The following is a 24323-nucleotide window of genomic DNA, read 5'->3' as shown; positions in this document are numbered from 1 at the left end:
ATTACGGCTGTATACCACTGTTATTTCATTTGTACAATGCGATCTACAATATACTTGGTGTTGCCACGCCAGGGAATGACACCATGGTACTCTTTATAATGCAGGTCGAAAAACTTGCCGCTATTAGCCTCCAATTGGGTAAATATAGAATCGCTCTCGACGGAGAAAACAAACTCATTGCTGGTCAATGTCCCGGCTCTTCCGCTACCAAACCCCTCTTGAATAAGCTTGCCCTCGTAGGTCTTGAAAAGGTTTCCTTTTTTTACGGCATAATTGAGATAACCTGATTTGACGCCCTCGCCAAAAACAAAATAGTATTTGAAATAGACAAGACCACTGCCGATTAATACGAGTACCAGAAGTGCCCATCCTAAAAAGCTCTTTAACTTGGATCCTCTTCGTTTTGGGGTAAGATTTGTATCTGTCATATCTATTAAACAATTACTTGATAGATTAAAGATACTAGAATGTTTATAATAATGAAAAAACGATGTTAAATAAAATTGTATGGAAGAGGGCAGGAGGTATATTCGTCTCCGGACCGTTGATGCCTGGAGACGAATTGCTGTAAACACTTTTTGAGTGTTATGGGCTTTTTGTTAAGATAATACTTTCATTTCCGCATCAATTGCGGCCTTGGTCTTGTCACTGATAGGAACCAATGGAAGACGTAAGACGTCCTGACCGATATCGATACGTTTTAAAATATACTTAACCCCGGCAGGATTACCTTCCACAAAGCATAAGTCCGTAATACGCAACAGCTTGTTGTGTATACTTCTAGCTTCTGTATATCTTCCTTCAGCACACAGCTTGGTTACCGTGGACACTAGGCGAGGGTATGCATTGCCGACTACAGATATGACGCCAACGGCTCCCATAGCCATCATAGGAAGGGTCACGGGATCATCGCCTGATATTAACACAAAACCCTCGGGCTTGTCTCTTAATATTTCTGAAAACTGTGCAAAATTGCCCGATGCTTCTTTAATAGCGACGATATTGGAAAAATCATTGGCTAGTCGGAGGGTGGTCTCTGCGGTCATATTGCTACCGGTACGCCCTGGTACATTGTAAAGAATTACCGGTAACTTGGACGCTTCGGCTATAGCCTTGTAATGTTGATAAATCCCTTCTTGAGTCGGCTTATTGTAATAGGGCGATACAGAGAGTATTGCGCAATACCCTGCACAATCAAACTCTTCAATCTGACGTACTGTTTCCATCGTATTATTGCCGCCTATACCGGCGACCAAAGGAACTCGGCCATTGACCTTATCGGCCGTAAATTTCCAGATCTTCTTTCGTTCCTCAGAGTTTAATGTCGCCGTCTCTCCAGTGGTGCCTAGTGACACTAAGTAATTCATTCCTTGATTGATCTGAAGCTCTATGAGTTGGCCCAAAGCCTCAAAATCAATTGTTCCATCTGCATTAAATGGGGTAACTAATGCTACACCCGCGCCCTGAATCTCATTCATTTTCGTTGATTCTGATTTAAATATGTTGTAAGTTACTATTGATTAATCATTTTTAATAATTCTTCGTCCGTGATGATCGGTATTTTTAGCTTTTCTGCCTTCACTAACTTGGAAGGTCCCATTTTATCACCGGCCACCAGGTAGTTGAGCTTCGAAGAAATACTGCTTAACATCTTTCCGCCATGCGACTCGATCAATGCGGAAAGATCTTCTCTACTGTGTGTGGCAAAAACTCCGGATATCAGAAAAGTTTTTCCCTCGAGGTTGTTTCCGGCCAGTTCAATTACTTTTTCGGCGACTTCAAACTTCAATCCCGCTGCTTCTAATTTGTCGAGTTCGGATAAATGTTCCGGTTGTTGCAGATAGTGATAAACGCTTTCGGCTATGCGTATACCGATATCCTGTACGGTGGCAATCTCCGCTATGGAAGCCTGCTTGAGGTGATGAAGACTCTTGAAATGAAAGGCCAGTTTTTTGGCAACGGTCTCTCCAACATGACGTATACCAAGAGCAAAAAGAACTTTCTCAAAAGGCTTATTCTTGGACTGTTCTATTCCAGCCACCATGTTGTCTATTGATTTTTGACCAAAACGTTCTATAGTGACCAAAAGATCCTGCTTGTCTTTTAAGGTGTAGATATCGGAAAGATGACGTAGTAAGCCTTGCTTATAAAAGGATACAATAGTCTCATCGCCCAATCCCTGTATATCCATCATCTTGCGACCTATAAAATGTTGCAGCTTGCCGATGATCTGCGGCTCGCAGTGTTCTTCATTTGGACAGTAATGTACCGCCTCACCTTCTTGCCGGATTAGCCTGGCACCGCACTCGGGACAGCTGTCCGGGTATTGGATAGGGGTGGCGCCGGGGCTTCTCTTTTCCAGATTAACGCCCACTATTTTAGGAATTATCTCACCTCCTTTTTCTACGTATACGGTGTCGTGCTCGTGGAGATCCAACCGTTCTATTTCGTTGGCGTTATGCAGCGAAGCCCGTTTTACGGTAGTACCTGCTAAGAGCACAGGGGCCAAGTTGGCAACAGGGGTGACTGCGCCGGTTCTCCCGACTTGATAGCTCACGGTATTGAGGCGGGTTTCGGCGCGTTCGGCCTTGAATTTATAGGAAGTGGCCCAACGTGGAGACTTGGCGGTAAAACCGAGTTCTTCTTGGTAGGCATAATCATTTACCTTGATAACGATACCGTCGATCTCGAAACTGAGCTGATGACGGGCGGCATCCCAATAGTGGACAAAATCCAAAACATCCTGAATGGTATCACATAGCTTAATGTGGTCAGAAACGGGAAAACCCCAACTTTGCACGGCATTCAGGCTATCCCAGTGCGACTGAAATACCCTATTCCGATTATCCATATATAGGAAGTATAGAAAGCAGTCCAAAGGACGTTTGGCTACTTCGGAAGAGTCTTGTAACTTGAGCGTGCCTGATGCAAAATTACGCGGATTGGCGTAAGCGGATTCACCATTTTCTTCGCGTTCGCTATTTAATCTCAAAAACGCAGACTTGTGCATGAAGATCTCTCCTCTGATTTCAAAAAAATCGGGATAGGAAGTCTTGGAACGTAGCTGGTGCGGAATACTTCGGATGGTACGTACATTATTGGTCACCTCGTCACCTTGTACACCATCTCCACGGGTCACGGCTTGAACCAATTTGCCTTTTTCGTAGGTCAATGAGATAGATAATCCGTCAAACTTGAGCTCACAGACATATTGTACAGCATGACCTATTGATTTTTGGACGCGTTCGTCAAATTCAATCAATTCCTGCTCACTGTATGTATTGCTCAGTGACATCATCGGCCACCGATGCTGTACGGTATTGAATTTGGACGTGATATCGCCACCTACTTTTAAGGTAGGTGAGTTGGCATCTCTATATTCGGGATAGGCAGACTCTAAGGCCTCTAGTTCCTTAAGCTTTTGATCAAAGTCGTAATCCGAGATTAGGGGATTTGCCAACACATAATACTGGTAATTGTATGTATTAAGTTCTGCTGTTAACTGTTCTATTTTCGATTGGATATCCTGCGACATATGCAACGAAATTAAGAAATTTTGTAGCCCTAATATAATTTTAGGGCATTATTTTAATTGTCTTTTTCCAGAAAAAAGACAACGGGCGTCACTGCATTCGCTATTTCTCCGTTAATGGGAAATTATTTGCAGGCAAGTCTGAGAAACGCTGCATTTTGTTCATATAATACTCCCAAATGATGCATTTTTTGTAAAGACCAACTTTATTGTAAGCCGGAGGAGTTTTTTTCCTTTTTGAAGCATTTTTAAAGAAATTCAGGAAAAAGTACTGATGTGCTCTACTGATGGCCCAGGCGTCTCTCGCCTTTCCTTCCATAAAAAAATGCATCAGTGCTATAAGGTCTAACCAAAGGCGTGCAAATATCACCCACACCGCTGTCCAGAAGGAGAGGTTTTTTTGCAGCATGACCAGGTTGTTCCTAAAATTTAAGTAGGTCTTTTTAGGGTTACTCGTATTGAGTGTGCCCCCGCCGACATGATACACGGTACTCTGTGGACAGTAGCCGATTTTGTATCCCAGCTTTTTTAATCGCCAACATAGATCTATCTCTTCCATGTGTGCAAAAAAATCGGCATCAAAACCTTGTACTTCCTTCCAGACAGCTGACTTTATAAACAAGGCAGCTCCTGTGGCCCAAAATATCTCCTTGGTGGTATCATATTGACCGGAATCGATCTCAACGGTATTTAAGATACGACCGCGACAGAAAGGATATCCATAGATATCCAGATAACCGCCCGCAGCACCGGCGTGTTCGAAGTACTCTTTTTGATGAAAGGAGCGGATTTTAGGCTGAGCCGCAACGAAGGACTCCTGCATCATCGTCTCGATGACGGGTTCGATCCACCCTGGACTGACTTCAACATCGGAGTTTAATAACACATAGTACTCGGCTTCTACCTGCTCTAAGATCTTATTGTAGCCTCCGGCAAAGCCGAGATTTTCCGTATTTTGGATGATTCTGATCTGGGGAAAATTGGACCGGACGAAATCAATGGAATCATCGGATGAGGCATTGTCGCCCAGTATAAATTCTATATTAGGATACGTAGTGTTATATACAGATGGCAGAAACTTTTCTAAGAAATATCTGCCATTCCAGTTTAATATTACAACGGCTACCTTAGGGTATTGTGTCATGCTTTATCTTTTCGCTGTCTTTTCCATCTATTGTGCGACCATAACCAATAGGCTGGTGTATCACGTATGATCTGTTCGGTAAATTCATTATGAATTTTCGTGATTTCGTGATCCGCATACATAGAAGGCGTTTCTACTAAAGTGGTAAATTTACAAAAATAATGTCCTCTTTTTGCCTTTCGTCCAATATGACAATAAACAACAGGACTATTTGTTATCTTGGCAATACGCTCTGTACCGGTATAGACTAATGTCTCTTGATTGAGAAAGGTCATGTAGTAATCCGAATCCTGGTACATCGGGGTCTGATCGGCTACAAACATACTGATGTGAGGCGTATTTTTGAGTCGTACAATGTGCCTTAAAATCTGCTTCATCGGAACCATAGTAGCACCAAATCGAGTGCGCACACCGTTATAAATCTGATTGATGTCCTCGTTGTTTAATGGCTTATAGATTATGAGTCTAGCAAAATCGGTCATCAGCGACAAGCGATGTATTCCGAGCTCCCAGTTGCCATAATGCGCCGTAACTCCGATCACTGCCCGCCCTGCGTCAAAATGCCTGTACACCTCCTCTGGATTGAGAAGTTCGATACGCCTTTCGACATCAGCTTTATTGATGCTGAACATCTTTACAACCTCTACAATAATGTCGGGAAAATAACGGTAAAACTGCTTGGCAATGGTCTGGATCTCCACTTCGCTTTTTTCGGGAAAAGAGTTGCGTAGATTTCTAAACACGATCTTCTTGCGGTATCCGAGAACATGATAAATCAAAATGTACAATACATCTGAGATCCCATATAGCATCCAAAAAGGCATCTTGGACATCATATGTAAAATAAAATGTAGTATACTTTTTTTCATTTATAATGATCGTGACGTTTTAAGTTACGCAAACTTAGAGAAAATGCTTAGCATTCGCCAACACCTATCCATAAAAACTTTTATGATCCGCCAGCTGGCAGATCTCCAACAGCGATGAACCGATTCCAATGTTATCGGGTGAGCTCTTGAATGCCCATGCAAAAAAAACATTAATAAGTTCCTGACGACCCTTAAACCGAACGAAGGGAGCTCCTTGATTCCTAAGAACATAGCTTCATCAATAAAACATACACTTTCTGAAAAAAGAGCTGGAATTGTCTATTCTTTTTGGTCGCGATGCAACGTGATAGAGCCGTTTGAGCAAGCGGCTTGATTTCGATATGCTGATTAAATACTATTACTAAGCTTTTTATAGCAGAAATTTCCCTAAATAACATTAGTTTTGCGTACAAATTCAAAATTATAGTTACAAAAATGTCTATCCCTGTTCTATTAGCTGCAAATTATCTTCCGCCGGTATCGTATTTCCATGCTATTGCAAAAAATCCTGTAGATATACTTTTAGATCAGTACGAGCATTTTCCGAAACAAACCTACCGTAGTAGAACACATATCGCTACGGCCAATGGAATATTGGACCTATTTATCCCTATACAACACGGGAGAAAAGAGCATGTGGCAATGAAAGAGGTTAAGATAAGTTATGACCATGACTGGCAACGCTTACACTGGTCCAGCATACAGACGGCGTATCGCAGCTCGGCATATTTTGAGTACTACGAGGACGCTTTCGCTCCTTTTTATGAAAAGAAATACGATTATCTTTTTGATTTCAATGTAGAACAGCTGCAGGTAGTACTGCGATTGTTAAAGATCCAACGAGAAATAAAGTACACCGAATCTTACGAGGAAAGCTATCCTGAAGAATTGGATTTCAGAAGTTCGATACACCCTAAAAAAACTTCTGTCTATGCGCGTCCTAAGGTATATTATCAGGTCTTTGAAGACCGAACTGGCTTTCAACCGCAGGTGAGTATAATCGACTTATTATTCAATCAGGGACCGCAAAGTAAAATGTTCTTGTAACTTCCGACAAAGGTATTTATTTTAAAACTATAAGTCCATCTTGTTGTTCTAATCAAGATAGAAACCGCTAAGGTATTTTTATTTTATAACAATGAATCGGATTATAATAGCCTTATTATTACTTATCAGCCCTTGTAGCCCATCGATAGCGCAGACGGGCGTGGACACCATCCACTACAAAAAAGTGTATTACTTTGCCGGCACTGGATTGGGAATCCCCTTAGGAAAAACAAAGGATGTACTATCGCCCAAACTTTTTGTCGGTAGTATGGGGCTGGATATCACACTGAAAAACCCTAAGTATTACTTATACCCCGCCTTGTACATGCTGTCTTTTAAATATGATCAAAAGATCAGAGATCCGGAATTTAATACAATTATAGAAAATGGCCTATCCAGTTTTTATATGCTCAGTCTGGCAGCAGGAACTAGAAGACAGTTTGACAGATTGAATACCTATGTGTATCTGGGCCCCGCAATCGGATTGGCCAACGAGCCTCGATCTAATCTGGTGGGAGATGTGGTCAAAGTGGAATATCTCCGTTCGATAGCTTTTGGAACAAAGCTGGGGATAGGAGCAGACTATAAATTTAAGGGATTTTTCTTGGGTACGGAGATCGGCTATTTGTATAACGTAAACAAAGTTGAAGGGCAACCCTTTCACGTCTTGACTTTTATGGTTGGGCTGAAATCTGACATAACACGGTTGAGCGACAAGGTGGTGGATATTATAGCTCCTTAACTATCTGTTAAAAAATGTTAAGCTATACCCTTTTATGTAATTTAAAAAAAATGTTAACGTTATTAAGGTGAATATAACATTCATAATTTCATAATTTAGGTTAATAATTGGTTTGGTAAATCCTGAAGCTCCCCGCTTCAGGATTTTTCTTTTAACTTAAGTCTAAATTTCGGTTTGTCCGTCCAAATAATGTCATTTACTGCAAAATTGACAGTATAAATAGACTGCCATTGACAGGAAAAAATACGGTCAAAAAAATGGCTATAAAATATCTTTATCGAGAATTAATATTTTTTTGTTAAAATTATGTTAAATAATTGTTACAACTTTAATTTGGTATTTCGTTTGTGATATTTTCCGCGAATATTAAATTCATAATTTCATATTTAGGTTAATAATTGGTTTGGTAAATCCTGGAGCTCCCCGCTTCAGGATTTTTTTTGCACCTGCGGACGGCATTGCTCGAAGAGCATCAGAAAGAAACTTTGTTGATACTCCAGGTATCCGTACGCAGGATCAAAAGTTGATTTTTCAGACCGGGGCTACCTGTTATTATCGCAAGAGCTTCTTGTGCCATCATCAAACCTAATATACCGGGAACGGTATTCAATACGCCATTGAGTTCGCAACTGGGAACCTGATCCGGATCGGGGGGGAGCGGAAAGAGGTGTCTAAGATGTTTGGATCCCTCCAAATTAAAAACAGCAAGCTGAAGCTCAAAATTTAATACGGTACCGTATACGAGTGGCTTTTTTTGTCTTACACAAGCGTCATTGATCGCATAGCGGGATGCAAAATTATCTGTACCATCTAAGATTACATCGTACTGTGACACATAGTCATCGATATTGGCCTCGGTTATTTTTTCGTCTATTGCTTCGAAATTGACTGTTGAATTAAGTGCTTGAATGGCTTCCATTGCGGAGAATACCTTGGGTACACCTATATTTTTCTCGCGGTGTATAATCTGCCGGTGAAGATTATGGATCTCTACGCGGTCAAAGTCGATACAAGCTAGCGTTCCGACACCTGCTGCGGCAAGATATAGTAAACTAGGCGCCCCCAAACCACCTGCGCCGATCACGAGAACCCGACTTTGACAAATTTGTTTCTGGCCTTGAAGCCCTATTGGAGCAAAGGATATTTGCTTTTTGTAACGTAAGATCTGTTCTTTTGTTAATTCCATACCTTTAAAGTTTAGTACTCGGGCACCCAGTCTTTCCATACTGGCTGATAGCCTTTTTGGGTGATTAAAGTAGCGATCTCGGCTGGTGTGCGCTCGTCGCTAATTTCAAATTGTTCCAGTGATTCGGGTGCAACGACATAGCCACCGGGATTGGTCTTGGATCCGGCACTCATGGCGGTGATACCCAACGGAATGACATGATCCCGAAAAATAGCATGCTCTCTCGTGGAAAGTGATAACTCGAGATCTGGATTCCAGATCCGATAGGCACATATCAATTGCAGCAGGTCATCATCCTGCATGACAAAATTGGGTTCTACGCTGCCACTGGCAGGTCGTAGCCGGGGAAATGATACGCTATACTTGGTCTTCCAGTATTTCTTTTGTAGGTAATCTATATGTAAAGCAGTAAAGAAGCTGTCCACCCTCCAGTCCTCTAAACCCAATAACACACCTAAGCCAATTTTATGGATTTGAGCCCTACCGATTCGATCAGGGGTCTCGAGCCTGTAATGAAAATTGGATTTTTTACCCTTGGGGTGATAACTTTTATAGGCGGCCTGATGGTAGGTTTCTTGATACACCATGACGGCGTTTACTTTTGCTTCATGCAATACGGCATAGTCTTCATAGTCCAAAGGTTGCACCTCTATGGATATGTTTGAAAATATCGGTACCAACTGTGCAACTGCACGTAGGAAGTAATCTGTATCTACCCGATGATTGGATTCGCCGGTCACCAACAGAACATGTTGGAACCCCATTTTCTTTAGCGCTTCTGCTTCCAGCGCTATTTCGGCAGGCTGCAGTGTGCGTCTGGGGATTTTATTATCCATGCTAAAGCCACAATAGGTACATATATTCTGGCATTCATTGCTAAGGTACAGTGGCGCGTACAACTGTATGTTTTTACCAAAACGCTTGATGGTGAGCCTGTGCGATAGCTGGGCCATCTCTTCCAACAGGGGTTTGGCAACGGGAGATACCAGATTCAGAAAGTCATATACATCGTGCTTTTCTTTACGGAGCGACCGATACACTTCATCTATCGTCGTATGATATATCCTGTCTTTTATCTCCTGCCAGGAGTAATCGTTGAATAGAGCCGTAAATGTAGTTTCCATTAACTATAGGTTTGATTTAAAAAAGCGGTGAGGGGGCTGCTGGATGCCGCTGTTTTGTCCACATATCCCAGGCCGGCTTCGTAGGCTAGCCGTCCGGCTTCGACAGCTTTGGCAAAGGCCTGGGCCATGACGATGGGCTGAGGTGATACCGCTATTGCCGTATTGACCAGGACGGCATCTGCACCCATTTCCAAAGCCTTGCTTGCATCGGACGGCGCCCCGATGCCCGCATCTACGATGACAGGCACGTGGCTTTGCTCGATGATGATAGATAGAAAATCAATTGTCTTCAAACCTTGGTTGGTGCCTATGGGTGAGCCTAAGGGCATCACGGCGGCCGTGCCAACATCTTCTAATCGCTTGCAGAGCACGGGGTCTGCATGAATGTAGGGAAGGACGATAAAACCTAATTTGACCAGCTGTTCACATGCAGCTAAGGTCTCTATAGGATCCGGCATAAGGTACCTGGGATCAGGATGGATTTCTAGCTTTATCCAGTTGGTCTGCATGGCTTCGCGGGCGAGCTGGGCTGCCAATACCGCTTCTTTTGCGGTTCGGGCACCTGATGTGTTGGGTAGGAGATGTGCTCCTGAGGGACTGATATAGGATAATATATCGTCGTCGTGGCCCTCGTCAACACGCTTTAATGCTACCGTCACCAGTTCTGTGCCAGAAGCGACTAAAGCGTCTTGCATCTGTTGGTTGGAACCGAATTTTCCGGTCCCCATAAACAATCTGGACTGAAATGTCCGCTCTGCTATTGTTAGATTCTTCATTATACAGTAAGGTTAGTGTGATATATCGTTAGGGGCGTAAGGTCGGTACGTTCAAGGTAGCTCGATAGGGCAACACCGTATAGCCCGATGGCGGATAGCAATGGAATATCTTCCAAGGTGACACCTCCAATGGCATAGATAGGTGGGGCGGGACTGTCTTTTAATTGCGTAAAGATGGCTTTATAGCCTTCAGGGCCTAGTAGGGGGCTGAGCTGTGCCTTTGACGTCGTAAAACGTAAAGGGCCCAGGCCTATATAGTCGCAGCCTTCATGGATACGCTGCTGAACATCGTCCCACGTATTTGCTGTGCCTCCTATGATTTTAGCAGGGCCAAGTTGCTGCCGTGCTGTTGCTACAGCTTGGTCTTCTAGCCCCAGGTGTACACCGTCTGCATCGACTTCCTGGGCGATATCGATAAAGTCATTGATGATAAAAGTGAAGTCGTATTCCTGTTTTAGGAGCTTGGTCGCTTTGGCGACATTGCGTACCGCCGTATGATCCTCGGTCTTAAAACGGAGCTGCACCCATTTGATTCCTTTTTGTAATACGGCCTTAATGTTGTTTAGTTGCTGTTCTTCGGTCGTGCCTGAAGAGATGTATTGTATTTTGCTATACATGTGTTTGAAAATAGGCTTTCCCTGTTATTAATGTTAAAGCGACTGTTGTTTTGTTTATTATCAACTGTATTTTAATAGTTTGCCCCTTACGCCGGGCAGGCAATTACTTTTTATCCGTTAGCGGCTGCTCCCAAGGCTTTCATAAACGCTTCGCGGTTTCCGAAAAAGTCATCAAAACCGGAAGCGGGTGTAGTTCAGCGAAGCTAAACTCGCCGCCGTACCGCATGGGCACAACGGTATTGTTTCATTCTGCTGTAGCCAATCCGCTACTGCGCACCAGGCCTCAAGGTCAGGTGCCCGCTTGTGGATGAACCGGTTTCAGTTTATTGATGATCGTACCACAAGGTGTAGCAAGCCTCGAAGGCGGTAAAAGGATCCTCGGCGAGCCAGATCGCACCACATAATCCCACATCGTCAAAGTCAGATTTGAGGGTATGGATATTCTCCTGGCATATACCGCCCAACGCAATAAGTGTGGTCGAAAAATTCATGCGTTTGTCTACACAGGAAAGTTGTGCATCCTGCCCGTAGTCTGTCTTTGAAATACTGGAAAATACGGGACTGATAAAGGCTGCCTGAAAACCTCTGTCCAACGCATTAAATTCGGCCCAGTTGTGTGTTGAAGTGCTGAGGTGTGTGTAATTTTGTCCCCACCGAGCAAGCCCTTCGTCTCGGACGGACGAAGGGTAATGCACGCGGTCCAAGCCCCATCTGTGGCTCAGTCCCTGATAACTGTGCAGCACGAGTTGCTTTCTCTCCTCTGCCGTGAAACGGTCGACTAATCTCATCATTTCGGTAACTTCCAGCACAGGTTTTCGAATATGCACAATGACCTCAGGATAGGTAATAAACTGTTTTATCAGTGCTTCTTCGTGATGAACGAAACCTGGAAGTGTGACAATACGCATTTAGAGATAGATTTCCTTTCCCGACTCGATGTATTCCTCAGACTTTTGCTGCATCCCTTCGGCGACGCTTTCGCGGATCTCCTGCGTGATCTTCATCGAGCAGAATTTTGGACCGCACATCGAGCAGAAGTGTGCTACTTTGGCTCCTTCGGCCGGTAGTGTCTCATCATGGTACTCGCGTGCTGTATCAGGATCTAACGACAGATTGAATTGGTCTTCCCAGCGAAACTCAAAACGGGCTTTACTCAGCACGTTGTCTCTATACTGTGCACCGGGATGTCCTTTTGCCAGGTCGGCAGCATGAGCGGCAATCTTGTAGGTGATCACACCGTCCTTGACGTCCTTTTTATTGGGCAAGCCCAAGTGTTCTTTTGGAGTCACGTAACAAAGCATGGCGCAGCCATACCAACCGATCATGGCAGCACCGATGGCTGAGGTGATATGATCGTAGCCGGGAGCGATGTCTGTCGTAAGTGGCCCTAATGTATAGAATGGAGCTTCATCGCAACACGCAAGCTGCTTGTCCATGTTTTCTTTGATGAGGTGCATAGGGACATGTCCTGGCCCCTCGATCATAACCTGTACATCGTGTTTCCATGCGATCTTGGTGAGTTCGCCCAACGTCTCCAGTTCGGCAAATTGAGCTTCATCATTGGCATCGGCTATAGACCCTGGACGTAGACCGTCACCCAGAGAAAATGCGATATCGTACTGACTCATAAGCTGGCATATCTCTTCGAAATGTGTGTATAGAAAGTTTTCCTGATGATGGAATAGGCACCATTTGGCCATAATGGAACCTCCTCTGGAGACAATACCTGTGACACGCTTGGCTGTGAGATGGATATAACGCAGCAATACGCCGGCATGGATAGTGAAATAGGAAACACCCTGCTCTGCTTGTTCGATAAGTGTATCCCGAAATATTTCCCAGGTGAGATCTTCGGCAATACCATTTACTTTTTCCAATGCTTGGTATATAGGTACAGTGCCGATCGGTACTGGCGAATTTCGGATAATCCACTCTCTGGTTTCATGGATATTTTTTCCGGTAGATAGGTCCATTATCGTGTCTGCCCCCCAGCGGCATGCCCATACGGCCTTCTCTACCTCCTCTTCGATGCTGGATGTCACCGCGCTATTGCCGATGTTAGCATTGATCTTAACCAAGAAATTACGCCCTATAATCATGGGTTCGCTTTCGGGATGGTTAATATTATTGGGAATAATCGCTCTTCCTGCCGCAATCTCGGCACGGACAAACTCTGGTGTTATCTTGCCATTCGGAGTATTTGCACCAAAACTATACCCGATATGTTGGTGGTTCATTCCTGCGGTGCTGTTTTCCAATTGCTCTATCCGTTGGTTCTCACGGATAGCGACATATTCCATCTCGGCTGTAATAATTCCTTTCTTGGCATAATGGAGCTGTGTTACATTTCGTTGCGCTAGTGCTCTTTTGGGCTTATGCTGATAGTCAAAGCGTAAATCGGCCAACTTGGGGTCGTTGGCTCGCTCATTGCCATACACAGAACTGATATTTTCCAATATCTCTACATCGCTGCGCTCCAGGATCCACGGCTCACGGATGCGTTCGATACCGCTCTTGATATCAATAGATTTGTCGGCATCGGTATAGGGGCCTGATGTGTCGTAAATGGTTATGGGAGGATTCTCCGCTAAGCCACCAGAGCTCAATCGGGTAGGCGAGAGCGTGATTTCACGCATGGCGACCTTGATCGGGTGCAGCTTGCCAGGTAGGTAAACTTTCTTTGAATTTGGAAATGGTACTGTGGTAATTGTGGTATTTTGTGTTGTCATAGTTTATGGTATTTTACCCGCCTTGAGTAGCGGTGATGATCAGTATTTCGTCTTGGTCTGCAATAGGGGTGGAGGGCCAGTCCTCACGGGGTATCACGCTGCTGTTAATAGCTACAGCGATACCATTTGTCTGGAGATCTGGCATCAACAGGGCGAGCACACTTAATAAAGTAGCGGGAAACTCGGCGCTAAACTGATGGGGTTGATTGTTTACTTTTATCTGCATAGTACTAAATTTTTTAAATTAAAGTACTTTAGGAATGCTATAAAAGCAGCGCTACAGATTGGTAGCCGCAAAGTGATTGGTACACTTACTTTTCCCTCCGCTAGTATGAACTAGATCAGGTTCCAAGGGTAAAATCTCAGCCTGTATTTTACAGACACCCCTAAAGTATTTGGTACAAGGATAAGGGATATTGTTGTGAAAAAAAAATATTTAGGAAATTTATTCGTGGTTGTTAAAAAATGTTAATACGGCGCGGCGTGTATACTAACGGGGATTGATAGTCGTTTTAATACCAAAAGTAAAGATTTCATAATTTCATATTTAGGTTAATAATTGGTTTGGTAAAACCTGAAGCTCCCCGCTTCAGGTTTTTTTTTAAATACTTTCTGTATCCAGCCTTCGATCTTTAAAATAGAAGTTTTTGTCCTGGTCGGTTATAGCTCTGATGACCTTACAGGGATTGCCGGCGGCCACCACATTATCGGGAATATCTTTTGTCACAATACTACCGGACCCGATCACGGAGTTGCGCCCGATGGATACGTTGGGATTGATCACCACATTGCCTCCGATCCAGACATTGTCACCAATGTTTACGGGCATAGCGCACTCCATACCTGTATTCCGCACTTCATAATGCAGTGGGTGACTAGCGGTAAAAATAGAGACTGAAGGACCGATCATCACGTTGTTGCCTATTTTGACGGGTGCACAATCTAGGATGGTCAAATGATAGTTGGCAAAAAAATTCTCCCCGATCTCAATGTTAAATCCATAATCGCAGAAGAAGGGCTGCTCGACACAAAACATAGCCTCGGTCTTGGCAAATAACCCCCTAATGAGCCCTTTGCGCTCTTTATAGTTTTTGGGGTCAATCTGATTATACCTGTAGCAAAGCCGTTGTGCAGCTAAGCGTAGTGTCGTCAATTCTTTGGTATGCGCGTAATACGGTCTGCCTGTTATCATTTTTTCCTTTTCAGTCATAATATCCGTCTGTCAATAGATAAAAATATCGGTGAAGATAAGAAAAGTCATTTTTATACCATTAATCAAAGGCTGAAAGAATGGTTAATTTAATATTAATTATCTTTGCCTGGAATGATGGATAGTTCAAATTTGAAGATTGGTATAATAGGAAGCGGAAGTTGGGCCACGGCAATGATAAAGATGTTGAATGACAACACGATGGCCAAGGAGGTGTTCTGGTGGGTTCGTAAACCGGAAGACGTAACGTTTATTCGGCAATATAAGCATAATCCGAGTTATTTAAGTGCGGTCGAAGTCAAGGTGAAAAAGTCGAACATCAGCTCCGATGTAAAATGGATTGTAAAGCAATGCGATATCATCGTTGTCAATACACCGGCCACTTACCTAAAAGCTGCGCTACATGGATTGACCGCAGTGGATTTCGAAGGAAAGACAGTCGTTTCGGCAATTAAAGGGATTATTCCGGACGAAAATCAGATCGTGGGCGAATACCTCCGTGCCCGGTATGACATACCTTTGGATCGGATCGTCGCTATTGGGGGGCCCTGCCACGCCGAAGAGGTGGCTCAGGAGAAATTGTCCTACCTGACCTTTGCCTGCAGCGAAGAAAAACAAGCGGCTCTGGTGGCTGGTTTTTTTGCTTCCCGCTACATCAATACAATCACCTCCAATGATATTATCGGTATCGAATACGGAGCCGTGCTGAAGAACATATATGCCCTAGCTGGCGGAATCTGCCATGGGCTGGGCTATGGTGATAATTTTCAGGCTGTGCTTATTTCTAATGCCATTCGAGAGATGGCTTACTTTGTAAAATCACTCGATCCGCAATATAGGGACATCAATGCTTCGGCTTACCTGGGGGATCTGTTGGTCACTGCTTATTCTCAGTTTAGCCGCAACAGGACATTTGGCAATATGATTGGCAAGGGGTATACTGTTCAGTCTGCACAGCTGGAGATGAACATGGTTGCTGAGGGCTATTACGCCTCGGCGTGTATACAAAGTATCATTCAGAAATTTGAGCTGAAAATGCCTATCTGTAATATGGTATTCCAAATATTATATAATCATCAACCCGCTAGTTCGGAAGTAACAAAATTGGCCAAAGACTTTACATAGAATGTTATTAAAAGAAAAAATTGCTGCGGAATATCAGCGTATTCAAGATGAAATCTGTTTAGCACTCGAGAAGTTGGACGGTGGAGCTAAATTTGAAGAGGAAATCTGGGAAAGAGAAGGAGGTGGCGGTGGAAGGACCCGGGTTATTCAGAATGGAAATATCCTTGAAAAAGGAGGTGTTAACTTCTCTGCCGTACACGGTAAGCTTCCGGAAGCCATAAAGAAAGCTTTTGGTGTGGACTGTGATGATTTCTTTGCAACAGGGGTATCCATTGTAATACATCCTAACAACCCACATGTCCCTATCATACACATGAACATCCGCTACTTCGAACTTAATGCGGAAAAGCGCTGGTTTGGAGGAGGTATTGATCTCACGCCACATTATGTGGTGGAAGAGGATGCCCGGTATTTTCATCAGACATTAAAAGGAGTTTGTGATAAGCACCACGCCCATTTCTACGAAGAGTTTAAAGCGTGGGCGGATAATTACTTTTACATTAAGCATCGCGACGAAACAAGAGGTATAGGGGGCGTATTTTATGATAAGTTAACACCTGAAAAAACGGGATTGACTTATGAAGATATCTTCGCATTTTCCTGTGATCTGGGACGGACCTTTGCGCCGATGTATGCAAACCTGGTCAATAGAAGCCGCCATAAGACCTTTAGCGGGGAACAAAAAGACTGGCAACTATTGCGCAGAGGGCGCTACGTGGAGTTTAACCTCGTGTACGATTCCGGTACGCGGTTTGGATTGGAAACTAACGGCCGCATCGAATCTATCTTGATGAGCTTGCCTGCTCAGGCCAATTGGTTTTATAATTTTACCCCAAAGCCTGATTCAGCAGAAGAAAAAACATTAGCCTTATTAAAAAAAGGTATTAACTGGATTTAATTTCTTGCTTTAACTATCTCTTATGATAAACTTTGAAAAGTTTACTTTGGACAACGGGCTGACTGTATTGGTACATGAAGACCATACGACTCCTATGGCTGTTGTCAATATTTTATACAATGTAGGCGCTCGGGATGAATCTCCTGATAAAACCGGATTTGCACATTTATTTGAGCACTTAATGTTTGGCGGTTCGATAAATATCCCCAGCTATGATGCTCCACTGCAACAGGTAGGAGGTGAAAATAACGCTTTTACCAGTAACGATATCACCAACTATTATATAACCTTGCCGGCAGACAACCTGGAGACCGCTTTTTGGTTAGAAAGCGACCGTATGTTGAGCCTGGCATTTAGCGAGCAAAGCCTCGAGGTACAGCGGCAGGTTGTATGTGAGGAGTTTAAGCAGCGTTACTTGAATCAACCCTACGGAGATGCATGGCTCCGCTTGAGACCTATGGCTTATAAAGTACATCCTTATAGATGGGCTACTATCGGCAAGGAACTCAAACATATTGAAGATGCCAAAATGGAAGATGTAAAAGCTTTTTTTCAGAAGTTTTATACGCCTCAAAATGCAATTATGGTTGTCGCTGGAGACGTTAAGGTGGAGCAGGTCCGCTCGCTTACACAAAAGTGGTTTGCAGGCATCCCTAAAGGTGAATCTTATCAGCGCAACCTGCCTAAAGAACCTAAGCAACTGAGTGCTAGACGCGAAACTGTCGTAGCCGATGTGCCGGTTGATAGTATATATATAGCCTTTCACGGCTGCGAAAGATCGTCCAAAGACTATCAGACGATGGATCTGCTTTCAGATATCCTGTCTAGAGGATCCTCATCAAGACTGTATCGATCACTGGTCAAGGAAAAGCAGTGTTTTTCGGAAATAAACGCCTATGTTACAGGAAGTGTAGATAGCAATCTATTTGTAATAGAAGGTAAAACTTCTGAAAACATAAGCCTTGCCGACGCAGAAGCTATGATATGGGAAGAGATTGACCGCATAACATCGACACCGGTGGATGAGACGGAATTACAAAAAGTAAAAAATAAAATTGAGTCTACTATGCTGTTTGCAGAATTGTCGATCCTGGACAAGGCAATGAACCTTGCTTATTATGAAGTACTGGGTGATGCCAATGATTATAATATGGAGGGTACTAAATATTCACGTATTAAATCGGAGGATTTATTACGTGTTTCTTCCGAAATATTAAGAAAAGAGAATTCATCCACTTTGTGGTACCAGACGAAAGGAGGTGTAGATGCTTAATCGATCCGTAGCCCCTCTGGCACAGCCTATAAAAAACCTTGATCTGATACATCCTGAAGCGGTAAATCATTCCAATGGCCTCCATACGTTTTTATTCCATGCGGAGGATCTTGAACTGATGAAATTTGAATTTGTGTTTGAGAATAGCTATGATAGCTCCCGGATACCGCTGCTAAATGTAGCATTGTCTTCGATGTTGAAAGAAGGTACATTAACAAGGAGTAGCGCTCAGATAGCGGATGAAATTGATTTCTACGGCGCCTATCTGATGCCGGAATACAGTTTTGACTATACGGCATTGTCGCTGTATACTATTCGAAAGTATGCCGATAAAGTATTACCGATTGTCGCTGATATCCTTAGCAATTCAACTTTTCCGCAGGCGGAGCTAGATACTTATATACGTAACAATAAGCAAAATCTACAGATCGCTCTACAAAAAAATGATGTCGTAGCCAGACGCCTGTTCTACAAGAATTTATTTGGCGATAACCAGTATGGTGCTGTTGCTACTGTAGAAGACTATGACTCTATAAAAAGAGCGCAATTGCTGGATTTATTTCAAAAGCAGATCCAACCTAAAAACTGCACCTTGCTAATTGCCGGAAAGATAGATAATGATCTTAGAGAGCTGGTAAATAGTCTATTTGGTGAAAATTGGGAAGGAAAGCAACCGGCTACGCATGGAGCTATTCTCCTGACTGATTACGCCTCTTCAAAACTGCTTATCGAAACTAAAGATGATGCCCTGCAGTCTGCAGTACGGATGGGAACCTATACGATCGGACGAAATCACTCCGATTTTCCAGCGGTACAGTTTGTCAATACGTTATTAGGGGGATTTTTTGGCTCGAGGCTGATGCGTAATATTCGAGAAGAAAAAGGTTATACCTATAGTATTGGGTCGGCTGTGATCAGTCTGAAACACAGCGCCTTTATGACCTTAAGCTCTGAAGTGGGCGTTGACGTGACGAAAGCTACCGTAGTGGAGATTGAGCGTGAATTTGCTCGATTGCACGAAGAACGAGCCGACGAAACAGAGATCGATCTGGTACGTAACTATATGCAAGGAAGTATACTAGGTAGCCTGGAAAGTATCTTTTCGCATGTCGATAAATTTAAGGCTGTTTATTTCAGCGGACTGGACCTTGCCTATTATGGGTATTATCAGGATGTCCTTCGGGATATGACTCCCAACACTGTTCAGGAGATTGCTATGCGGTATTTCGATTTTGACCGCATGATCAAAGTAATAGCAGGGAAGTATTAATACTTCCCTTTTTTTGAATTGGCGAGTTTTTACTAACTATCTTTTTTTGCCTCTTTGGCGGCCTGCTTTTTCTTTTCTTTGGCATTAAACTCTGCTACTTCGATAATTCGAGGTATACTACTTTTGGGTGCCATATTTTTTACACGCTTCAGTTTTTTACGGTAACGGAAGGCACGTATAGTCCTGTTGTTTTTGTACAGGTTCCAGTTCATCAACAAGACGGAAAATAAAACAACAGCCAAACCTGAGATCTGCAAAGAAGTAACCTGATGGTCTGTAAAGAAGTGCACCAGCAGCAATGCTACGATAGGATTTACATAAGCGTAGGTACTAACCTCTGTCGCCGGGCGAACCTGTAACAACCAGATATAGGAACTAAAGGCCAATATAGAGCCGAAGAAAACCAGATAGATCATCGCTCCCCAATCCGCAGAGGAGACTGTCGAATAATCGAATGAGCTGTATTCACCGTTAACCAATGCTACGGTAGTAAATGCGGTCCCGGCCGTCACCATCTGCCATGCTGTCTTGACAATAACATTCAAGGATTGTTCTTTGGGCTTGTCACTTTTTTCTTTCTGACTGTACTTGGAAGTCAATGATCCGATCGTCCAACCGATGGTCCCAAGGATAAGAACTCCCATAGCTACCAGATTCTGGGATCTCTCCCCATCATCGGTCTGCCCGAACACCTGCTCTGCGAACAACATAATAACCCCCGAAAACCCTAAAATCAAACCCAAAACGATGGGTAGACTCGAGAAGTTCTCTTTCCATTTTGGCTTATCAAAAATAATAAACCAAATAGCCGTAGCGGCAGAAAGGATAGAAACGATACCACTGGAGATGAACTGTTCGGACCATATAATAGCAGCCATGTCAATGAAAAGAAGTAAGAAGCCTACGAACACCGCTTGCTTCACATCGCTTCTATTAAATATTTTATAGCCTTTTAGGCCACAATAGCCCATAAGCAAGGATCCCGCTATGATAAAGCGGATCGAGCCCAATACAAATGGTGGAAAAGAATGTAGTGCTTTCTCGATAAAAAAGAAAGTGGATCCCCAGACGATGTATACGACGAGGTATGCAAAGATAATACTTGCGACCGAAGGACTTTTCTCGTTCATGCTTAATCTTTAGAGGGTATGACCAATTTTTGCTCTTCCTTAATCGTCTGTAGTACAATAGTGGTACGTGTAGAAAGTATGCCTTCTATCTTTCCTAAGGTATTACGCATGAGATCGACTAGACCGGCAGCGTCATTCGTACGTACCTTGATTAAATAACCATCATCTCCGGCAATATCATGTACCTCCTGAACTTCGGGTATCTCGGCCAATAGATAGGCCACCCCTTGTTCGCCAATAATATCCGAAGTCTTGATAAAAATAAAAGATAATAAGTTTTGATCTAAAGCCGATGGATTGATCTTGGCATTGTACTGCAATATGACGTTCCGTTGCTCTAATTTCTTGACGCGCTCCAATATAGCAGAGGGGGCCATACCCAGTTCACGGGCGATATCGGCATTGTTTGTCCGCGCATTATTTTGCATAATACGAAGGATTTGATAATCAACATGATCTAATGAAAGTTCTATTTTTGCCATAATTCTGCAAATATAGCATTTTTAAGAATATAATTCATTTAATTTTGCTTATTTATGAATTATATTCTATTATAAATTTTGATTGACGTGAAAAGCGGTTGCTTTGAAATGCGTTATTTTGCGCTAGTTGTACGATACCTTGCAAAAAATAACAATCAATGACTTCAATATACGAAATAATAGTCTAAGATTCGTTAGATTTGTTTATCTATTGGATTTAATACACAAACTTCATGTTGTCAACGTTAGAGAAACTAAACCATGAGATAGAGGGTGAACTCTATTACAATTCCTCAGACCCAAAGCACCAAACCGTAAAAATGGCCTATGCTACGGACGCATCCGTTTATCAGGAATTACCAATAGCCGTTGCGATTCCTTATACAAAAGGAGATCTGGTCAAATTAGTACGTTTTGCTACAGCGAATCGGGTTACCCTGATCCCTCGCACAGCTGGCACCTCATTGGCTGGCCAAGTTGTAGGTAAGGGGATTGTCGTTGATGTGTCCAAGTATTTTAACAAAATAGTAGAACTCAATACCGAAGAGGGCTGGGTAAAAGTGGAACCCGGCGTAATTCGTGATGATCTAAATGCATACCTTAGGCCGTACGGACTGATGTTTGGCCCGGAAACCTCTACCGCCAGCCGGGCGATGGTAGGTGGTATGATAGGCAACAATTCTTCGGGATTGCACTCTATCGTGTGGGGAGATACCCGTCAGAACTTAATACGTGCAAGTGTTATTCTAAATGACTCGAGTGAAGTAGTGTTTGAAGAACTAACGCCTGGTCGTTATTTTGAAAAATTAGCAAATAAGGGCAGGGAGGGAGATGTTTATCGTGCTTTGAATGAAGTGCTTACCAACCGTGAAAATATAGAAGCGATAGAAAAAGGATTTCCTAAAAAGACGTTGACAAGACGGAATACGGGATACGCATTGGATTTTTTGGTAGATAAGGATAAACCTTTCAACCTGTGTAATCTTCTAGCTGGCTCAGAAGGGACTATTGGTATCGTGACGGAAGCTGTGTTACGGTTGCGTCCGTTGCCTCCTAAGGAGATCGGCCTTTTGTGTATACATTTTGCCGATATGGTAGAATGTATGCATGGTAATGTAGTGGCACTGGCGCATACGCCTGAAGCCTCTGAATTGGTCGACAAATATATATTAGATTTTACTGTAGGCCACCCTACGTATCAGTACAACCGCTTTTTTATCGAAGGCGACCCTCAAGCGCTTCTTATTGTTGAATTTAGGGCTGACACCGCTCAAGAGATAGCTGAGAGGGCGCAAAAATTAAAGGAAGAACTTGTCGCAAAAAAATTGGGCTATGCTTATCCATTGATCACCGGAGACAAGGAGACCAATCTGGTATGGGATGTCCGTAAAGCAGGCCTAGGTTTGATTCGTAACTTACCTGGAGATAGTCAACCCGTTAATCTGATTGAGGATTGTGCCGTTTCGCCGGATGATCTTCCAGCTTATGTATCGGACGTCCAAAAATTATTGCAGGAAGAGGGGGTACATGCTTCGTATTACGCACACGCTGGCGCGGGGGAACTGCATATCGAGCCTTTTATTAACTTAAAATCTGCCGAGGGAAAGAAGCAGTTTAGAAGTATATTGGAGAAAACAACAGATCTTGTACTCAAATACAACGGATCATTGAGCGGCGAACATGGTGATGGCCGATTGCGGGGAGAATTTATCAGCAAAGTACTGGGGGATAAGGTCTATAGCCTGTTAAAAGAGGTCAAACATATTTTTGATCCGCAGGGGATATTTAATGCCAATAAAATCGTGGACGCACCGCCTATGGACAGTTTCTTGCGCTACGAAAAGGCTGTTGATGGCAAAACAATACCTACCTACTTTGATTTTACAAAAGACGAGAGCATCCTTCGATTGGCCGAGAAGTGTTCGGGTTCTGGCGATTGTCGTAAGACAGAGATAACAGGCGGTACGATGTGCCCTTCTTTTATGGCGACAAGAAATGAAAAAGATACGACAAGGGCCCGGGCAAATATGCTCCGTCAGTTTCTGACCAATTCGACCAAGAAAAATAGATTTGATCACGAAGAGATAAAAGAGGTCATGGATCTTTGTTTAAGCTGTAAAGGATGTAAAACGGAATGCCCTTCTAGTGTAGATGTCGCGAAAATGAAAGCGGAGTTCCTTCAGCAGTACTACGATGTCAATGGCGCACCATTCCGCTCAAAATTAATAGCCAACTTTACCAAAAGCCAACAAGTGGGATCTATGGTAGCGCCTGTTTATAATTTCTTTGCACAGACGCCGATCTTTGCTAATCTTATTAAACAGATCGTCGGCTTTGCGCCGGCACGCTCGCTCCCGACAGTATCTGGAACGACACTGAAGCAATGGATGAAGCGACAGTCTCCAACTGGTACACAAAAGAAGGTTTATCTTTTCTGCGATGAGTTTACGGATTACAACGATACTGAGATCGGTATTACGGCGTATAAGCTATTGACGGCCTTAGGTTACGAAGTTCTCGTTCCGCCGCATAAAGAAAGTGGACGTACGTACTTATCTAAAGGTTTTGTTAAAGAAGCTAAGATACTAGCAAATAAAAACATATCTCTACTAAAGGGGTTAATCAATGAGCACACTCCCTTGATAGGCATCGAGCCTTCGGCCATTCTTACTTTTAGAGATGAATACCTTTCTTTAGTAGATCAGGATCAAATGGAAGAAGCTCTCCGTGTCGCTAAAAGTGCATTGATGATTGATGAGTTCTTGATGCAAGAAGTTGAAAAAGGAAATATACATCCGGAACAGTTTACTTCGGAGCAGCAGTCTATCAAATTGCATGGACATTGTTATCAAAAGGCCTTCCACCTGGTCGGTGTTACGGAGAAGTTGCTGTCCTTGCCGCTTAATTATACCGTCGAGGTCATTCCTTCGGGCTGCTGTGGTATGGCTGGTTCGTTTGGGTATGAAAAGGAACATTACGAGCTATCGATGAAAGTAGCAGAATTGGTCTTACTACCTGCTGTGCGCAGCGCTGCCGACAATGTGCTGATAGCAGCAGCGGGTACCTCGTGCAGACATCAGATCAAAGATGGCGTAGGCAGAAAATCATTCCATCCAATAGAAATTCTTTACAAAGCTTTAATAAAATAAAACAATATTGTATCTTGATT

22 protein-coding genes and 1 riboswitch are annotated in these 24323 nt (G+C 43.3%); of the genes, 7 read left to right on the top strand and 15 right to left on the bottom strand.

What is annotated here, in order from left to right; translation table 11 throughout:
* Window positions 1–20: 20 nt before the first annotated feature.
* From G7B18_RS12175 to G7B18_RS12155, 5 genes are all read right to left on the bottom strand, one after another.
* Window positions 21–428: a hypothetical protein gene (locus G7B18_RS12175; protein ID WP_205600251.1), complete on the bottom strand. Its 408-nt coding sequence runs from the start codon at window positions 426–428 to the stop codon at window positions 21–23.
* A gap of 171 nt (window positions 429–599) precedes the next feature.
* Window positions 600–1478 carry a 4-hydroxy-tetrahydrodipicolinate synthase gene (dapA, locus tag G7B18_RS12170; protein WP_164112577.1) on the bottom strand — a complete coding sequence of 293 codons (879 nt, stop codon included), beginning with the start codon at window positions 1476–1478 and terminating at the stop codon, window positions 600–602.
* 35 nt (window positions 1479–1513) lie between these two features.
* A complete protein-coding gene (gene ligA, locus G7B18_RS12165) occupies window positions 1514–3535 on the bottom strand; it encodes an NAD-dependent DNA ligase LigA (RefSeq protein WP_164112576.1) in 2022 nt (673 codons plus the stop codon).
* A gap of 100 nt (window positions 3536–3635) precedes the next feature.
* On the bottom strand, window positions 3636–4676 hold the full coding sequence (locus G7B18_RS12160) for a glycosyltransferase family 2 protein (protein ID WP_164112575.1): 1041 nt from the start codon (window positions 4674–4676) through the stop codon (window positions 3636–3638).
* A complete protein-coding gene (locus G7B18_RS12155; RefSeq protein WP_164122712.1) occupies window positions 4673–5545 on the bottom strand; it encodes a lysophospholipid acyltransferase family protein in 873 nt (290 codons plus the stop codon). Before G7B18_RS12155 ends, G7B18_RS12160 begins: the two co-directional genes overlap by 4 nt.
* 435 nt (window positions 5546–5980) lie before the next feature.
* On the opposite strand from G7B18_RS12155, the gene G7B18_RS12150 reads away from it, so the two are divergent.
* Both G7B18_RS12150 and G7B18_RS12145 read left to right on the top strand, forming a co-directional pair.
* Window positions 5981–6592: a WbqC family protein gene (locus G7B18_RS12150; protein WP_164112573.1), complete on the top strand. Its 612-nt coding sequence runs from the start codon at window positions 5981–5983 to the stop codon at window positions 6590–6592.
* A 91-nt stretch (window positions 6593–6683) separates the two neighbouring features.
* Complete coding sequence (locus G7B18_RS12145) at window positions 6684–7334, top strand: hypothetical protein (RefSeq protein ID WP_164112572.1); 651 nt, start codon at window positions 6684–6686, stop codon at window positions 7332–7334.
* 472 nt (window positions 7335–7806) lie between these two features.
* Here the strand turns inward: G7B18_RS12145 and G7B18_RS12140 are convergent, their stop codons facing one another.
* The 8 genes from G7B18_RS12140 to G7B18_RS12105 form a co-directional block, all read right to left on the bottom strand.
* Complete coding sequence (locus G7B18_RS12140; protein ID WP_164112571.1) at window positions 7807–8520, bottom strand: HesA/MoeB/ThiF family protein; 714 nt, start codon at window positions 8518–8520, stop codon at window positions 7807–7809.
* Between the two features lie 11 nt (window positions 8521–8531).
* Entirely contained in the window at window positions 8532–9644 is a 1113-nt protein-coding gene (gene thiH, locus G7B18_RS12135) for a 2-iminoacetate synthase ThiH (RefSeq protein WP_164112570.1), read from the bottom strand.
* Window positions 9644–10420 (bottom strand): thiazole synthase, encoded by a 777-nt coding sequence (locus G7B18_RS12130; protein ID WP_164122710.1) that lies wholly within the window; start codon window positions 10418–10420, stop codon window positions 9644–9646. Before G7B18_RS12130 ends, thiH begins: the two co-directional genes overlap by 1 nt.
* Window positions 10420–11037 carry a thiamine phosphate synthase gene (locus tag G7B18_RS12125; protein WP_164112568.1) on the bottom strand — a complete coding sequence of 206 codons (618 nt, stop codon included), beginning with the start codon at window positions 11035–11037 and terminating at the stop codon, window positions 10420–10422. The genes G7B18_RS12130 and G7B18_RS12125 overlap by 1 nt, the downstream gene beginning before the upstream one ends.
* A 323-nt stretch (window positions 11038–11360) precedes the next feature.
* Entirely contained in the window at window positions 11361–11828 is a 468-nt protein-coding gene (locus G7B18_RS12120) for a thiamine phosphate synthase (protein WP_164122709.1), read from the bottom strand.
* A gap of 117 nt (window positions 11829–11945) precedes the next feature.
* Window positions 11946–13766, bottom strand: a complete 1821-nt coding sequence (gene thiC, locus G7B18_RS12115; protein ID WP_164122707.1) for a phosphomethylpyrimidine synthase ThiC — start codon at window positions 13764–13766, stop codon at window positions 11946–11948.
* Between the two features lie 13 nt (window positions 13767–13779).
* Window positions 13780–13992 carry a sulfur carrier protein ThiS gene (gene thiS / locus G7B18_RS12110; RefSeq protein WP_164112565.1) on the bottom strand — a complete coding sequence of 71 codons (213 nt, stop codon included), beginning with the start codon at window positions 13990–13992 and terminating at the stop codon, window positions 13780–13782.
* A 75-nt stretch (window positions 13993–14067) separates the two neighbouring features.
* A riboswitch (TPP riboswitch) is annotated at window positions 14068–14164 on the bottom strand.
* A 203-nt stretch (window positions 14165–14367) separates the two neighbouring features.
* On the bottom strand, window positions 14368–14976 hold the full coding sequence (locus G7B18_RS12105) for a sugar O-acetyltransferase (protein WP_240452849.1): 609 nt from the start codon (window positions 14974–14976) through the stop codon (window positions 14368–14370).
* A 114-nt stretch (window positions 14977–15090) separates the two neighbouring features.
* On the opposite strand from G7B18_RS12105, the gene G7B18_RS12100 reads away from it, so the two are divergent.
* Genes G7B18_RS12100 through G7B18_RS12085 form a run of 4 tightly spaced genes read left to right on the top strand, consistent with a single transcriptional unit; the run spans window position 15091 to window position 19542 of the window.
* A complete protein-coding gene (locus G7B18_RS12100) occupies window positions 15091–16101 on the top strand; it encodes an NAD(P)H-dependent glycerol-3-phosphate dehydrogenase (RefSeq protein ID WP_370626379.1) in 1011 nt (336 codons plus the stop codon).
* A gap of 1 nt (window position 16102) precedes the next feature.
* The gene (gene hemF / locus G7B18_RS12095) at window positions 16103–16999 is read left to right on the top strand and encodes an oxygen-dependent coproporphyrinogen oxidase (RefSeq protein WP_164112564.1); all 897 of its coding nucleotides are present in this window, start codon (window positions 16103–16105) and stop codon (window positions 16997–16999) included.
* 22 nt (window positions 17000–17021) lie between these two features.
* Window positions 17022–18272, top strand: coding sequence for a M16 family metallopeptidase (locus G7B18_RS12090; RefSeq protein ID WP_164112563.1), 1251 nt, complete (start codon window positions 17022–17024; stop codon window positions 18270–18272).
* Window positions 18265–19542, top strand: a complete 1278-nt coding sequence (locus tag G7B18_RS12085) for a M16 family metallopeptidase (protein ID WP_164122705.1) — start codon at window positions 18265–18267, stop codon at window positions 19540–19542. Before G7B18_RS12090 ends, G7B18_RS12085 begins: the two co-directional genes overlap by 8 nt.
* Window positions 19543–19574: 32 nt before the next feature.
* Here G7B18_RS12085 and G7B18_RS12080 read toward each other — a convergent pair whose 3' ends face one another.
* Together G7B18_RS12080 and G7B18_RS12075 are read right to left on the bottom strand one after the other, a co-directional pair.
* Window positions 19575–20672 (bottom strand): EamA family transporter, encoded by a 1098-nt coding sequence (locus G7B18_RS12080; protein WP_164122703.1) that lies wholly within the window; start codon window positions 20670–20672, stop codon window positions 19575–19577.
* A gap of 2 nt (window positions 20673–20674) precedes the next feature.
* Window positions 20675–21154, bottom strand: a complete 480-nt coding sequence (locus tag G7B18_RS12075; protein WP_164112560.1) for an Lrp/AsnC family transcriptional regulator — start codon at window positions 21152–21154, stop codon at window positions 20675–20677.
* A 233-nt stretch (window positions 21155–21387) separates the two neighbouring features.
* On the opposite strand from G7B18_RS12075, the gene G7B18_RS12070 reads away from it, so the two are divergent.
* Window positions 21388–24303: an FAD-binding and (Fe-S)-binding domain-containing protein gene (locus G7B18_RS12070; RefSeq protein ID WP_164122700.1), complete on the top strand. Its 2916-nt coding sequence runs from the start codon at window positions 21388–21390 to the stop codon at window positions 24301–24303.
* Window positions 24304–24323 lie beyond the last annotated feature (20 nt).

The sequence above is a fragment of the Sphingobacterium sp. xlx-130 genome (genome assembly GCF_011007405.1).
Taxonomy (GTDB): domain Bacteria; phylum Bacteroidota; class Bacteroidia; order Sphingobacteriales; family Sphingobacteriaceae; genus Sphingobacterium; species Sphingobacterium luzhongxinii.
The sequence above is the reverse complement of the archived record's forward strand: the minus strand, read 5'-3'. Positions and strand labels throughout refer to the sequence as shown.